The 14,756-nt window shown below is 59.9% G+C and carries 14 protein-coding genes; 10 read left to right on the top strand and 4 right to left on the bottom strand.

The genetic code is table 11. The features are described from left to right. The first annotated feature begins 42 nt into the window (after window positions 1–42). Window positions 43–798, top strand: coding sequence for an L-ornithine N(alpha)-acyltransferase (gene olsB, locus V0R60_RS23570; protein WP_330080785.1), 756 nt, complete (start codon window positions 43–45; stop codon window positions 796–798). Next, on the top strand, window positions 798–1,586 hold the full coding sequence (locus tag V0R60_RS23575; protein ID WP_136474735.1) for a lysophospholipid acyltransferase family protein: 789 nt from the start codon (window positions 798–800) through the stop codon (window positions 1,584–1,586). The genes olsB and V0R60_RS23575 overlap by 1 nt, the downstream gene beginning before the upstream one ends. Here the strand turns inward: V0R60_RS23575 and V0R60_RS23580 are convergent. Next, entirely contained in the window at window positions 1,583–2,164 is a 582-nt protein-coding gene (locus V0R60_RS23580; protein ID WP_330080786.1) for an acyl carrier protein phosphodiesterase, read from the bottom strand. The genes V0R60_RS23575 and V0R60_RS23580 overlap by 4 nt on opposite strands. 153 nt (window positions 2,165–2,317) lie before the next feature. On the opposite strand from V0R60_RS23580, the gene V0R60_RS23585 reads away from it, so the two are divergent. Genes V0R60_RS23585 through V0R60_RS23595 form a run of 3 tightly spaced genes read left to right on the top strand, consistent with a single transcriptional unit; the run spans window position 2,318 to window position 4,870 of the window. Next, window positions 2,318–2,620: an ArsR/SmtB family transcription factor gene (locus V0R60_RS23585; RefSeq protein ID WP_136474733.1), complete on the top strand. Its 303-nt coding sequence runs from the start codon at window positions 2,318–2,320 to the stop codon at window positions 2,618–2,620. Window positions 2,621–2,633: 13 nt separating this feature from the next. Then, window positions 2,634–3,803, top strand: a complete 1,170-nt coding sequence (locus tag V0R60_RS23590) for an MFS transporter (protein WP_136474732.1) — start codon at window positions 2,634–2,636, stop codon at window positions 3,801–3,803. A gap of 17 nt (window positions 3,804–3,820) precedes the next feature. Beyond that, a complete protein-coding gene (locus V0R60_RS23595) occupies window positions 3,821–4,870 on the top strand; it encodes an alkene reductase (protein WP_330080787.1) in 1,050 nt (349 codons plus the stop codon). Between the two features lie 50 nt (window positions 4,871–4,920). Here V0R60_RS23595 and V0R60_RS23600 read toward each other — a convergent pair whose 3' ends face one another. The 3 genes from V0R60_RS23600 to V0R60_RS23610 all read right to left on the bottom strand — a co-directional run bounded on the left by V0R60_RS23600 (window position 4,921) and on the right by V0R60_RS23610 (window position 7,799). Next, window positions 4,921–5,775 (bottom strand): ATPase, encoded by an 855-nt coding sequence (locus V0R60_RS23600; protein ID WP_136474730.1) that lies wholly within the window; start codon window positions 5,773–5,775, stop codon window positions 4,921–4,923. Window positions 5,776–5,863: 88 nt separating this feature from the next. Continuing rightward, window positions 5,864–6,859, bottom strand: coding sequence for an NAD-dependent epimerase/dehydratase family protein (locus V0R60_RS23605; RefSeq protein WP_136474729.1), 996 nt, complete (start codon window positions 6,857–6,859; stop codon window positions 5,864–5,866). 49 nt (window positions 6,860–6,908) lie between these two features. Then, a complete protein-coding gene (locus V0R60_RS23610) occupies window positions 6,909–7,799 on the bottom strand; it encodes a LysR family transcriptional regulator ArgP (protein WP_136474728.1) in 891 nt (296 codons plus the stop codon). 124 nt (window positions 7,800–7,923) lie between these two features. On the opposite strand from V0R60_RS23610, the gene V0R60_RS23615 reads away from it, so the two are divergent. The 5 genes from V0R60_RS23615 (at window position 7,924) to V0R60_RS23635 (ending at window position 14,755) form a co-directional block, all read left to right on the top strand. Next, on the top strand, window positions 7,924–8,523 hold the full coding sequence (locus V0R60_RS23615) for a LysE/ArgO family amino acid transporter (RefSeq protein WP_136474727.1): 600 nt from the start codon (window positions 7,924–7,926) through the stop codon (window positions 8,521–8,523). A 188-nt stretch (window positions 8,524–8,711) separates the two neighbouring features. Further along, on the top strand, window positions 8,712–9,308 hold the full coding sequence (locus V0R60_RS23620; protein WP_136474726.1) for a superoxide dismutase: 597 nt from the start codon (window positions 8,712–8,714) through the stop codon (window positions 9,306–9,308). A 233-nt stretch (window positions 9,309–9,541) separates the two neighbouring features. Further along, window positions 9,542–11,623: a putative bifunctional diguanylate cyclase/phosphodiesterase gene (locus V0R60_RS23625; RefSeq protein WP_375547298.1), complete on the top strand. Its 2,082-nt coding sequence runs from the start codon at window positions 9,542–9,544 to the stop codon at window positions 11,621–11,623. Window positions 11,624–11,772: 149 nt separating this feature from the next. Next, window positions 11,773–13,104, top strand: coding sequence for an imelysin family protein (locus tag V0R60_RS23630; RefSeq protein ID WP_330080789.1), 1,332 nt, complete (start codon window positions 11,773–11,775; stop codon window positions 13,102–13,104). A 223-nt stretch (window positions 13,105–13,327) separates the two neighbouring features. Beyond that, window positions 13,328–14,755, top strand: a complete 1,428-nt coding sequence (locus V0R60_RS23635; RefSeq protein WP_330080790.1) for a di-heme oxidoreductase family protein — start codon at window positions 13,328–13,330, stop codon at window positions 14,753–14,755. The last annotated feature ends 1 nt before the right edge of the window (window position 14,756 follow it).

The raw sequence follows: 14,756 nt of genomic DNA on the forward strand, positions 1-14,756 counted from the left end.
GCCGACCGGCCGCAACCCATGGCTGGCTTATGGAGACTCGTAATGACTCGGATCGCTCGCACTAGCGACAACAGCACTGAACGCCGTCTACAAGCCGAACGCCTGGTCGGGCCAACGGCCCTGCAGGAAGCACAAACGCTTCGTTTCAACGTTTTCAGCGGTGAATTCAACGCCAAGCTCAAGGGTGCCGAGTTGGGCCTGGACATCGATGACTACGACATTCATTGCCGCCACATCGGTGTGCGCGATCTCATCAGCGGTCGTTTGGTTGCCACCACTCGCTTGCTCGACCACCAGGCGGCCAACAGCCTGGGGCGCTTCTACAGCGAAGAAGAATTCAGCCTGCATGGTCTTGGCCACCTGCAAGGCCCCATACTGGAACTCGGTCGCACCTGCGTCGACCCTGCCTACCGCAACGGCGGCACCATCGCCGTGCTCTGGGCCGAGTTGGCAGAAGTGCTCAATGAGGGTCGCTACAGCTACCTGATGGGCTGCGCCAGCATTCCCATGCAGGACGGCGGTGTGCAAGCCCACGCGATCATGCAGCGCCTGCGCGAACGCCACCTGTGCACTGAAAACCTGCGCGCCGAACCGAAGAATCCGCTGCCAAGCCTGGCACTACCCGGCAACGTCATCGCCGAAATGCCACCGCTGCTCAAGGCCTACATGCGCCTGGGGGCGAAGATTTGCGGCGAGCCCTGCTGGGATGAAGACTTCCAGGTCGCCGATGTTTTCATCCTGCTAAAACGCGACGAGCTATGCCCGCGCTATGCCCGCCACTTCAAGGCGGCGGTGTGATGCAGCGCTTGCGCGTACTCGCACGCGTTCTGCGGGTGCTGCTGGTGGTAATGTTCGGTTTAGGCATGGCTGCGTTATTCACCTTCTACGAACAGCTGCGCATCCCGGCCTCGGCTGAACGCCGCCAGCGCTGGTCACAACTGTTCATGCGTAAGCTGAGTAATGCCCTGCCCTTCAAGGTTCGCGTGCTCGGCCAATTGCCGCAACAACCCATGCTCTGGGTCAGCAACCATGTGTCCTGGACCGACATCCCCCTGCTTGGCATGCTCACCCCGCTGTCATTTCTGTCCAAGGCAGAAGTTCGCACCTGGCCAGTAGCAGGTTGGCTGGCGCTCAAGGCCGGGACCCTGTTCATCCGTCGCGGTGGCAGTGACAGCCAGTTGTTGCGCAGCCAAATCAGCCAGCATCTGCAACACGCCTGCGCGTTGTTGATGTTCCCGGAAGGCACCACCACGGATGGTCGCAGCCTACGCACCTTCCATGGCCGCCTGTTGGCCAGTGCCATCGACACTCAGGTACCCCTGCAACCGGTGGCGTTGCGCTACCTTCGCGATGGCCAGGTCGATCCAATCGCCCCGTTCGTTGGCGATGATGATCTGCTTTCGCACCTGATGCGCTTGTTCAAGCATGAATGCGCAGAAGTGGAAATCCACCTGCTAAAGCCGATACCCAGTAGCGGTGAAGAACGGGCAGCGCTGGCGTTCAAGGCGCAGCAGGCTATTCAAACCGCATTGTTTGGTACGAACCAGCCGGCGGTCCAGACACAACGTCGGGCCAAGGCGGCCTAACGCTGAGACAAGGCCTTGCCGGCGAAGGCTTGTAACTCGGGGTAAAAGCTGCGGAAGTCTTCCATCAGCGGTGCGTACAGCGCGTCAACCTCTTCCAGCGCCCCGTCCATGCCCTCCGGGCGCGACAGGCGCCGGGCGATACCGCGAAACACCTGCTCCAACACTGCAAAATCACGGTATGAGCCCAGCCAATCGTCCGCCGCCATGTACGGTGCGATCTGTGCCAGCCGTCCGGGTAAGTCCGCTTGCGCTGCCAACACTTGATAGACGTTGCCGGTAAATTGCTCCAGCGGCTGCTCGGCATAGTCCTGCCAGTGCAACGCCAGACAATGATCGAAAAACACATCAAGGATGATCCCGGCATAGCGTCGCCGTTCCCGGGGAAAGCGCGCGAGCGACTGCAGTACCAAGGGATGACTGTCGGTGAATACATCAATCTGCCGATGCAAGCGAATAGCCGCTTCCAAGGAAACAGAAAAGCGCCCGGCCAGCGGCCCTTTGACAAAATCGCCATAGAGACTGCCGAGCAACTGCTCGGGCTGCTGGCCGCCCAGATGTAGGTGTGCGAGATAGTTCATGCGCGCAGTTTAGCACCTGTGCCGGCCATATCGTTATAACCCGATATAGCGATTCAAGCTGAGCTAAGAACCTCTTCATATTTGTATATCGCGAAATATCGATTTATATTTCGCCTCATCGCGATATACCGCTACACAACCACGAGCCCAACCATGCCTCTCGATCTCGACGAAATAATAAAAGCCCTGGCCCACCCAGTACGGCGAGAAATCCTCAACTGGCTGAAAGACCCCGACGCGCAATTTCCTGACCAGCACCACAGTACCGAACACGGTGTCTGCGCCGGTCAAATCGACCAACGCTGCGGCCTGTCGCAGTCAACCGTCTCGGCCCACCTGGCCACCTTGCAGCGTGCCGGCCTTATCAGCAGCCAGAAGATCGGCCAGTGGCATTTTTTCAAGCGCAACGAGGAAACCATCCAGGCGTTCCTCAAGCAGATGAGCAATGAGCTCTGACAAGGACCTTGCAATGCCCCTTTCATTAATAATCCTGGCGCTCAGCGCCTTCGCCATTGGTACCACCGAGTTCGTGATCATGGGTCTGCTGCCTGATGTTGCAGCAGACCTGGGCGTGACGATTCCCGGCGCAGGCTGGCTGGTCACCGGCTACGCATTAGGCGTGGCTATCGGCGCGCCATTCATGGCCCTGGCCACCTCGCGGCTACCGCGCAAAGCTGCGTTGATCGCCCTGATGGGCGTGTTCATCGTCGGCAACCTGCTGTGTGCGGTGGCCAGCGACTACAACCTGCTGATGTTCGCCCGGGTGGTCACCGCCCTGTGTCACGGCGCCTTCTTCGGTATCGGTTCGGTGGTGGCAGCCAGCCTGGTACCAGCCAATCGTCGCGCCTCGGCGGTGGCACTGATGTTCACGGGTTTAACCCTGGCCAACGTGCTTGGCGTGCCGCTGGGCACTGCCCTGGGTCAGGAGTACGGCTGGCGCTCAACGTTTTGGGCAGTGACGGTGATCGGCGTGATTGCCTTGATCGGCCTGATCCGCTTCCTGCCGTTTCGCCATGACGAAGAAAAGCTCGACATGCGTGCCGAACTGGCCGCCCTCAAGGGCGCGGGTATCTGGTTGTCGTTGTCGATGACCGTACTGTTCTCGGCCTCGATGTTTGCCCTGTTCACCTATGTCGCACCACTGCTGGGTGATGTCACCGGCGTGTCGCCGCGCGGCGTGACCTGGACCCTGCTGTTGATTGGTGTTGGCCTGACCCTGGGCAACATTGTCGGAGGCAAGTTGGCGGACAAGCGCCTCGCCGCAACCCTGGTTGGCGTGTTCGCCAGCATGGCCGTGATCTCCACTGTACTGAGCTGGACCAGCTCTGCGTTGATCCCCGCGGAAATCACCTTGTTCCTCTGGGCCACAGCTGCCTTCGCCGCCGTACCTGCACTGCAGGTCAACGTGGTGACCTTCGGCAAGGCTGCCCCCAACCTTGTATCGACCCTGAACATTGGCGCATTCAACCTGGGCAACGCCCTCGGTGCCTGGGTTGGCGGCACGGTCATCGCACAAGGACTGGGCCTTACCCGCGTCCCCCTGGCAGCCGCTGCACTGGCAGTACTCGCCCTCATCGTCACCCTGATCACTTTCAGCCAGCGCGGCGGCAAAACCGAACTGGCACCTGCTACTCATTAATCAGTCTTGAGGTACCTATGACGACTATTTTCGACCCGATCACCCTCGGCGACCTTGAGCTGCCGAACCGCATCATCATGGCCCCGCTGACCCGTTGCCGCGCCGACCAAGGCCGAGTGCCGAATGCGCTGATAGCCGAGTACTACGTACAACGCGCCAGCGCCGGCCTGATTCTGAGCGAAGCCACTTCGGTAACACCGATGGGTGTCGGTTATCCAGACACCCCTGGCATCTGGTCCAGCGATCAGGTACGCGGCTGGACCAACGTGACCAAAGCCATCCACGCTGTTGGCGGACGGATCTACCTGCAACTGTGGCATGTGGGGCGCATCTCGCACCCGCTCTACCTCAATGGCGAAGCCCCGGTAGCACCGAGCGCAATCCAGCCCAAAGGCCACGTCAGCCTGGTGCGTCCGATGGCCGACTTCCCGACCCCACGGGCCCTGGAAACCGAGGAAATTGCCGATATCGTCGAGGCGTATCGCACCGGCGCCGAGAACGCCAAGGCTGCAGGTTTTGATGGCGTGGAAGTACATGCCGCCAATGGCTACCTGCTCGATCAATTCCTGCAGAGCAGCACCAATCTGCGCAGCGACCAATACGGTGGTTCCCTGGAAAACCGTGCGCGCCTGCTGTTGGAAGTGACTGATGCCTTGATCGAGGTATGGGGCGCGCAACGGGTCGGTGTTCATCTGTCCCCACGTGCCGACCTGCACGACATGGGCGATGCCAATCGCGCAGAAACCTTCACCTACGTTGCCCGTGAGCTGGGCAAGCGCAAAATTGCCTTCATCTGCTCACGAGAAAAAGAAGGCGACGACAGCATCGGACCATTGATCAAGGAAGCGTTCGGCGGTCCTTACATCGTCAACGAGCGTTTCACCAAAGCCAGCGCCAACGCATCATTGGCCAGCGGTCGAGCCGATGCAGTTGCCTTCGGCGTCCCGTTCATTGCCAACCCTGACCTGCCGGCGCGACTGGCGGCGGATGCCCCCTTGAACGAAGCGCACCCGGAAACCTTCTACGCCAAAGGTCCGGTGGGTTACATCGACTATCCACGGATGTAACTCAGGTTTTACCACCACTGCGCAGCAGATCACGCACTACGCCCCACCGGCTAAGGCCGAGCGTTGATCTGCTGCTGCAGGTTCTGTACCTGACTCTGCAAAGTCGTAATGCTGCGACTCATCTGACGTCGGAACGCATCAAACTCGGCAACCGAAGCTCCCGCCGCTACAGGCGTTGCCGGACGGTTGTCCTGCTCGCTGCGCAGCACCAACAAATCCTGCTCCAGACGCTCGATAGCAGCATTCGGATTGCCCTGCTTCTTCAAGGCCGCAATATCGGCAGTGAGGCTTTTGATCTGGGTATCGAGCTTGCCGCCATCAACTTGCGCCGCCTTCAAGACAGCCAACTCGGCATTCACCGCCTTGAGCTGTGCCTGCAACTCTTCCTGCAACTTGGCCGTGGCCGCTGCCGAAGCCGTTTGCTGCAAAGTGGCCTGGGCCAGCACTTGCTCGAGGCGCTTGCTCAAATCGCCGGCTTGGCCAGCGACACCCTGTTGCTGCTGTTTCTGTTCGAGCAGATTGGCTTGCAGTTGCTTGATCTGCAGCTTCAACGCCTCGCTGCCGCTGTTGACACTGGTCTCACTGGCATCGACCTTGCCACTGATCACCTGCAGCCGCCCTGCCGCTTCTTCGCTGATACGGGCAAAGCTTTCCTGGGTCGCAATCAATTGCTGTTCCATCAACGAGATCTGCTGGAAACTCCACCAGCCAAGCCCCGCCAATGCAATCACCGATGCCCCCAGCAATGCCCACAATGGCCCGGTGCTTGCCGCCCGTGGAGCTTTACGCGCGCCAGCTACAATCGGACCGCGGTCTGGCGGCAGACTGTCGAAGTCATCGTCGTCGCGCAACTGGGCACGCAGCGTCGGAACATTGTCGAAATTTTCTTGAGCATCGTTACGCATGGGAGCCTTCAACCGCCGTAATAGCAAATAGGCACTAGTATAAACCGCTTACACGGCGCACTGATCGACCACAAACCCACCTGCGGGTTCACCGATGGGACTGTTGCGCCTTCCACCAGCCACAAAACTCATCCAAGGCGGTCCACAAACTGACGGTGGGTCGGTAGTCCAGCAACTGCCGGGCGCGGGTGATATCCAAGGTGAAGTCCTTGCTCATCACCTGCATCCCCAGGCGCGACAGGGTCGGCTGTGGGCGGCCTGGCCAGAGCATGCAAGCCCCCTCATTCAACGCGGCCAAGCTGTAGGCCAGGCCATAGGAGCGATAGCGGGTGACTTGTGGCAAATGCATCTGGCGCATCACGTAGTTGACCACATCCCACACGGGCAGTGGATGACCATTACTGATGTTGTACGCCTGGCCCAGGGCCTGTTCATCGGCGAACAAAGCGCTGAGCAGCGCTTCGTTGAGATTCTGCACACTGGTGAAATCGACCTTGTTCAGGCCGTTTCCGATGATGGCCAGGCGGCGTTTGCGCTGCATCTGCAACAGCCGCGGGAAAATACTGACATCACCCGCCCCGGTAACGAAACGTGGCCGCAGCGCCATTACTTCCAGGCCAAACTCCTGCGCCCCGAACACTTTCTGCTCCGCCAGGTACTTGGTGGCCCCATAGTGATCATGGAAGCGCCGCGGCACCTGCTCTTCATTGATATTCAACTGCGAGCGGCCGTTGAAGTAGATCGACGGTGACGACAAGTGCACCAGGCGCCGCACCTGTTCCTTGAGACAAGCCTCGACCACGTTCTCGGTGACTACCACGTTGCCCTGGTAGAAGTCCTGGTAGCGGCCCCAGTTACCCACCGCCCCGGCACAATGCACCACCGCATCGACGCCTTGGCACAGGCGTCGCGCCAGATCGGCATCGCCCAAATCGCCGGGAGTGAACTGAGCCCCGCGGCGCACCAGGTGTTCGACGCCTTCGGCACGCCGGCCGTTGACCCGAACATCAAGACCCTGCTCCAGGGCAAAGCGCGCAAAGCGCCCGCCGATAAAGCCGCTTGCGCCGGTGACCAGAATTCGCATGTACCACTCCGCCTAACCAATTTTCAGATGCTGCTGACGCTACCCGTGCCTACAAGGGCACCAGCCATTGCCTTGCGGTCTGTCGCAAGTGCTCGGTCAATTGCCCGAGCAGTTGCCCGCCGTTGCGCCAATGATGCCAGTACAACGGCACATCGATGGGTTTATCCGCCGAAATTTCTACCAGACGCCCACTGGCCAACTGCTCACGGACCTGCAGTTCGGGCACGAGTCCCCATCCCAGCCCCGCCTCGGTCATGCGCAAGAAACCTTCCGAAGAAGGACACAAGTGATGCATGAAGCCATCCTGGCTGCCCAAGGTAGCCAGGTAGCGGTGCTGAAGAAAATCATCCGGCCCGAAGACCAGCGCCGGGGTGCGCGGTAAGCGCTTGGCGTCGAAGCCTTCGGCAAAATAGCGCGCCATGAAGGCCGGACTGGCCAGCGCACGATAGCGCATGGCCCCCAGCAGAATACTGCGTGCACCCGCCACCGGCCGCTCACTGCCACACAAGCAGGCGGCCACTTCACCGGCACGCATGCGCTTGAGACCGACTTCCTGATCCTCCACCACCAGATCCAGCAACACCTGCTGGTCGGCACAAAAAGCCCCCACCGCACTCGCCCACCAAGTGGCCAGGCTGTCGGCGTTCAGTGCGATGCGCAAGCGCTCCGGCATGCCCTCCTCGTTAAGCGCTGGCACCTGGCTTTGCAGGTCGCGCTCCAGCAAGCGCACCTGCTGCACATGGTTGAGTAACTGCCGGCCGACATCGGTTGGGCTCGGAGGGTTGGCGCGGATCAGCACCGGTTGCCCGACGCGCGCCTCCAGCAGTTTGATGCGCTGCGAGATCGCCGATTGCGACAAGCCCAGCACCTGCGCTGCGCGCTCGAAACCGGCCTGCTCGATGACTGCTGCGAGGGCCGAGAGCAATTTGTAATCGAACATTATTTTTCCTAATGCCGGATCAGCTTTATTTGTTTTTCTTATACAGACCTTGACCGCAAAATGGCCAGCATCTTCTTTCCGATTTCCGTGCCGGCCGCCTGCCGGTGCTTGTGGAGCGCTTCCTATGTGGCAAAGCTACCTGAACGGCCTGTTGGTCGCCTTCGGCCTGATCATGGCGATCGGCACCCAGAATGCCTTCGTCCTGGCCCAGAGTCTGCGCCGTGAACATCATTTGCCGGTGGCGGCGCTATGTGTGCTGTGCGACGCCTTGCTGGTTGCCGCTGGGGTCTTCGGCCTCGCAACGGTGCTGGCACAAAACCCGACCTTGCTGGCGGTGGCGCGCTGGGGTGGCGCCGTTTTCCTGATCTGGTACGGCAGCAAGGCATTGCTGCGCGCTTGCTCGAAACAAAGCCTGCAACAAGAAGAAGGCCAGGGTCTGCGATCGCGCCGGGCGGTGCTGCTCAGCGCCTTGGCCGTCACCCTGCTCAACCCCCACGTTTATCTGGACACAGTGTTGCTGATCGGCTCCCTTGGCGCGCAACAGACTGTGCCTGGCGCCTACGTGGCGGGTGCGGCCAGTGCTTCGCTGCTGTGGTTCTTCACCCTGGCCCTGGGCGCCGCCTGGCTTGCCCCATGGCTGGCTCGCCCAGGCACCTGGCGGCTGCTGGACTTGATGGTCGCGGTGATGATGTTCGCGGTCGCGGCCCAGTTGATCTTCGCCTGATTGCCGCTCGTCTGCCGGGTTCGAAGGCTCTGGAACCTCTTTCCCCTACACTTGTTGCGTGGTTAAGCACAGGGCCGGGTGCTATGATCCAGCCCTTGCGTCGCAAAGAGTACAAACTCCCCGACGCACACCGGCCGCCCGTGATCGGCCTTGCGCTCACCGCATCAGACCTGATTAGGAGAATCACCATGGCTTTTGAATTGCCGCCGCTGCCTTATGCACACGACGCTCTGCAGCCGCACATTTCCAAGGAAACCTTGGAGTTCCACCACGACAAGCACCACAACACCTATGTCGTGAACCTGAACAACTTGGTCCCAGGCACCGAGTTCGAAGGCAAAACCCTGGAAGAGATCGTCAAGTCTTCCTCGGGCGGTATCTTCAACAACGCCGCTCAGGTCTGGAACCACACCTTCTACTGGAACTGCCTGGCGCCAAACGCTGGTGGCCAACCTACCGGTGCGCTGGCTGAAGCCATCAACGCTGCATTCGGCTCCTTCGACAAGTTCAAGGAAGAGTTCACCAAGACTTCCGTCGGCACCTTCGGTTCCGGTTGGGGCTGGCTGGTGAAAAAGGCTGACGGTTCCCTGGCTCTGGCCAGCACCATCGGCGCCGGCTGCCCGCTGACCAGCGGTGATACCCCACTGCTGACTTGCGACGTCTGGGAACATGCCTACTACATCGACTACCGCAACCTGCGTCCCAAGTATGTCGAGGCATTCTGGAACCTGGTCAACTGGAAGTTCGTTGCTGAGCAGTTCGAAGGCAAGACCTTCACCGCTTAAGCGAACGCAGTGAAAAAAACCCGGCTTGTCCGGGTTTTTTTTCGACTTAGAGACAGCGACTGGCTCTTGCTCCATGCTGATACCGCGCTAACATCAACTCTTGGAAAGTTCACTTTCAGTATTAAAGTCGCAAGGCCGGGCATCCGATAAAGAGATTGCAGGAAACACTTCGCCTTTAGCGTGAAGGTTGTGACAACGGCCGATAGTGGATTGCCAAAATTGATGGCAAAATGATGTCATGCGCATGGATTAAGGAAACCCCATTGAAGCTGGAACTTAAAAACAGCTTATCGGTCAAGTTGCTCAGGGTCGTACTGCTCTCGGCACTGGTGGTTGGTGTCGTTCTCAGTTGTGCGCAGATCGTCTTCGACGCCTACAAGACGCGTCAGGCAGTGGCCAACGATGCCCAGCGAATTCTCGACATGTTTCGCGACCCATCCACCCAGGCGGTCTATAGCCTGGACAAGGAAATGGGCATGCAGGTCATGGAGGGGTTGTTCCAGGACGAATCCGTGCGCATGGCTTCCATTGGCCATCCCAATGAGACCATGCTCGCCGAGAAAAACCGCCCCCTGCAGGAGTCGTCCTCGCGCTGGTTGACCGACCTGATTCTCGGACAGGAGCGCACGTTCACCACGCAACTGGTCGGCCGTGGCCCCTACAGCGAATATTATGGCGACTTGAGCATTACCCTCGACACGGCCGCCTATGGCGCGGGCTTCCTGGTCAATTCGGTCATCATCTTCATATCCGGCGTGCTTCGCGCCCTGGCCATGGGCCTGGTGCTGTATCTGGTGTATCACTGGATGTTGACCAAGCCCCTGTCAAAAATCATCGAGCACCTTACCCAGATCAATCCCGACCGCCCCAGCCAGCACCAGTTACCGCTGATCAAGGGGCACGAGCGCAACGAACTGGGTGTATGGGTCAATACCGCAAACCAGCTTCTGGCCTCGATCGAGCGCAATACACATTTGCGCCACGAGGCCGAGAACAGCCTGTTGCGCATGGCCCAGTACGACTTTCTCACCGGCCTGCCCAACCGCCAGCAACTTCAACAGCAACTGGACAAGATCCTCGTCGACGCCGGGCGCCTGCAACGCCGGGTCGCCGTGTTGTGTGTTGGCCTGGATGACTTCAAAGGTATCAATGAGCAATTCAGCTATCAGACTGGGGACCAGCTGCTGTTGGCCCTGGCTGATCGCCTGCGCGCCCACAGCGGTCGTCTTGGTGCCCTCGCACGCTTGGGTGGCGACCAGTTTGCTCTGGTCCAGGCTGACATAGAGCAGCCCTACGAAGCCGCCGAACTGGCGCAAAGCATTCTCGATGACCTGGAGGCGCCCTTCGCCCTCGACCATCAGGAAATCCGCCTGCGGGCAACGATCGGTATCACCTTGTTCCCGGAAGACGGCGACAGCACCGAAAAACTGCTGCAAAAAGCCGAGCAGACCATGACCCTGGCCAAGACTCGCTCGCGCAATCGCTACCAGTTCTACATCGCCAGCGTCGACAGCGAAATGCGCCGTCGCCGGGAGCTGGAAAAAGACCTGCGCGAAGCCCTGCCGCGCAATCAATTGTACCTGGTCTACCAGCCACAGATCAGCTACCGCGATCATCGTGTGGTCGGTGTCGAGGCCCTGCTGCGCTGGCAGCATCCGGAGTTGGGCTTAGTGCCCCCGGACCAGTTCATTCCCTTGGCGGAACAGAACGGCAACATCATCACCATTGGCGAGTGGATACTCGATCAGGCGTGCCGGCAATTGCGCGAATGGCACGATCAAGGCTTCAGCGAATTGCGCATGGCGGTCAACCTCTCGACTGTGCAACTGCACCACAACGAGCTGCCGCGAGTGGTCAACAACTTGCTGCAAATCTATCGCCTGCCGCCACGCAGCCTGGAACTGGAGGTTACGGAAACCGGCCTGATGGAAGACATCAGCACCGCCGCCCAACACTTGCTGAGCCTGCGGTGCTCCGGCGCACTGATCGCCATTGACGACTTTGGTACCGGCTACTCTTCGCTCAGCTACCTGAAATCACTGCCGCTGGACAAGATCAAGATCGACAAGAGCTTCGTCCAGGACCTGTTCGATGACGACGACGATGCCACCATCGTTCGCGCCATCATTCAATTGGGCAAGAGCCTGGGCATGCAGGTTATCGCCGAAGGTGTCGAAACTGCCGAGCAAGAGGCCTACATCATTGCCCAGGGCTGTCATGAAGGTCAGGGCTACCACTACAGCAAGCCGCTGCCAGCGAGGGAGTTGACGGCCTTCCTGCGCCAAGCGCAGCGCAATCAAGTTTCGATTCTCTAAACCCCTGAAGACATTGAGCGAACAGGCAGATACACGCATTTGAATATTTACGTGGCTGCCTCTTTACACAAAATGCAAATCTTTCGCATTATGTTGCAGTTTTGCGTACCTCGGTACGCCTGTCCAACCTCTCGACGCAGGAATTCACCATGATTCGTATGCCTCTGGCCACCGCCAGTCTGTTGGCCATTGCCATCTCTCTCGCCGGTTGTGGCGACGACAAGGACAAGGCCGCCGCACCGCAAGCCCAAGCCCCGGCCCCAGCTGCCGCCGCCGCTACCGCAGGTGCCGTCGACGAGGCCGCTGCCAAGGCTGTGGTCAAGCACTACGCCGACATCGTTCACGCCGTCTACAGCGACTCGCTGAGCACCGCCAAAACCCTGCAGACCGCTATCGACGCTTTCCTCGCCACGCCTAACGATGAAACCCTCAAGGCTGCCAAAGCTGCCTGGGTCGCTTCTCGCGTGCCTTACCTGCAGAGCGAAGTATTCCGTTTCGGTAACACCATCATCGACGACTGGGAAGGCCAAGTTAACGCCTGGCCTCTGGACGAAGGCCTGATCGACTACGTCGACGCCAGCTACGAGCACGCACTGGGCAACCCAGGCGCTTCGGCCAATATCATCGCCAACACCGAGATTCAGGTCGGCGAAGACAAGATCGACGTGAAGGAAATCACCCCAGAAAAACTGGCCAGTCTGAATGAACTGGGCGGTTCCGAAGCCAACGTCGCTACCGGCTACCACGCCATCGAATTCCTCCTCTGGGGCCAGGACCTGAACGGCACCGGCCCAGGCGCCGGTGCTCGTCCAGCCTCTGACTACCTGGAAGGCGCAGGCGCCACTGGCGGTCACAACGAGCGTCGCCGTGCCTACCTCAAGGCCGTGACTCAACTGCTGGTCAGCGACCTGGAAGAAATGGTCGGCAACTGGGCACCGAACGTTGCCACCAACTACCGCGCCACGCTGGAGGCAGAGCCTGTCACCGACGGCCTGCGCAAAATGCTGTTCGGCATGGGTAGCTTGTCGCTGGGTGAACTGGCCGGCGAGCGCATGAAGGTTTCCCTGGAAGCCAATTCGCCTGAGGACGAGCACGACTGCTTCAGCGACAACACCCACTACTCGCACTTCTACGACGCCAAGGGTATCCGTAACGTCTACCTGGGCGAGTACACTCGCGCCGATGGCACCAAGCTGACCGGCCCTAGCCTGTCGTCGCTGGTAGCCAAAATCGACCCCGCCACCGACACCACGCTGAAGGCCGACCTGGAAGCGACCGAAGCGAAAATCCAGGTAATTGTCGATCACGCCCTCAAAGGCGAGCACTACGATCAACTGATCGCTGCCGACAACACCGCCGGCAACCAGATCGTACGCGACGCAATCGCCTCCCTGGTCAAGCAGACCGGCGCAATCGAACAAGCCGCTGGCAAGCTGGGCATCACCAACCTCAACCCAGACACCGCTGATCACGAATTCTGATCAAGCGGCTGGACCTGAAAAAGCGACCCGCTCGGGTCGCTTTTTCGTTTCCGTTCCCCTACGGCTGCCCCCCCCACCAAGCGGGTAACAACTGCGATGGTGCATTGCGCGCCCCGATAAACAAAGACAGATTTCATCAAGCTAACGCAAATCCCTCTTATTCCATGTTCCTGAGCCTGCTAAGCTTGCACGCCGGTTTTTTAGCTCAAGCTCAGGATTCTTGATGTCTTCGTCGCTGCTCCGTCTCAGCCCCCTGCTTCTGGCCATGACTCTGGCCGGCTGCGACGACGCCCCGCGTTTTACCCAGGCTGAACCCGGCGAGGCCTTAGCCGGTGGCAAAACCACCGTCAACAAGCGCGACCAGAATGCCTACTCGATGCCCTCGGCCAACCTGGCGCCAAGCCGACGCCTGGACTTCAGTGTTGGCAACAGCTTCTTTCGCAACCCTTGGGTGATCGCTCCGGCGACCACCACCGCCCGCGATGGACTCGGCCCGTTGTTCAACTCCAATGCTTGTCAGAACTGCCACATCAAGGACGGTCGCGGCCATCCGCCTGGCCCTTCAGCCAAGCATGCAGTGTCGATGCTCGTGCGCCTGTCGATCCCTGACCAGCCGCAGTACGCCAAAGTCATCGAGCAACTGGGGATTGTTCCCGAACCGGTCTATGGCGGCCAACTCCAGGACATGGCCGTACCAGGCGTTGCCCCCGAGGGCAAAGTACGCGTTCAATACACACCCGTACCCGTCGTGTTCAAGGACGGTAGCCGTGTCGAGTTGCGTCAGCCGCAGCTACAGATCACCCAGCTCGGCTACGGCCCCATGCACCCTGATACACGCTTTTCTGCCCGGGTCGCCCCGCCCATGATTGGCTTGGGCCTGCTCGAAGCCATACCCGAAGCAGCGATCCTGGCCAATGCCGATCCCGAAGATCGCAACGGAGACGGTATCCGTGGCCGCGCCAACCAGGTCTGGGACGATGCCCAGGGCAAAACGGTCCTGGGTCGCTTTGGCTGGAAGGCCGGACAACCCAATATCAACCAGCAAAACGTGCACGCCGCGTCCGGCGACATGGGCCTGACTACCAGCCTGCGGCCGATGGATGACTGCACCCCGAGCCAGGTCGACTGCCTGAAGGCCCCCAATGGCAACGGTGCCAATGGCGAACCTGAAATCAGTGACAACATTCTTCGCCTGATCCTGTTCTACACCCGCAACCTGGCGGTACCTGCGCGTCAGGACGTCGACTCGCCTCAAGTGCTTGCCGGGAAAAACCTGTTCCATCAGGCTGGCTGCCAAAGTTGCCATACCCCAAGTTTTACCACCGCTGCCGATGCCGCCGAACCCGAGCTGGCCAACCAACTCATTCGCCCTTACAGCGATTTGCTGTTGCACGACATGGGCCCTGGTCTTGCCGACAACCGCAGCGAGTTTGCCGCCAGCGGCCAGGACTGGCGCACGCCACCGCTGTGGGGCATTGGCCTGACCGAAACGGTCAGTGGCCATACCCAGTTTCTTCATGATGGTCGTGCCCGCAATTTGCTCGAAGCCGTGCTGTGGCACGGCGGCGAAGCGGAAGCGGCCAAGCAGCATGTATTGACCTTCAATGCCGAGCAACGCACCGCGTTGCTGGCGTTCCTGAATTCACTTTAAG

Origin of the sequence: Pseudomonas auratipiscis (assembly GCF_036324085.1) — a bacterium.
Lineage (GTDB): Bacteria > Pseudomonadota > Gammaproteobacteria > Pseudomonadales > Pseudomonadaceae > Aquipseudomonas > Aquipseudomonas auratipiscis.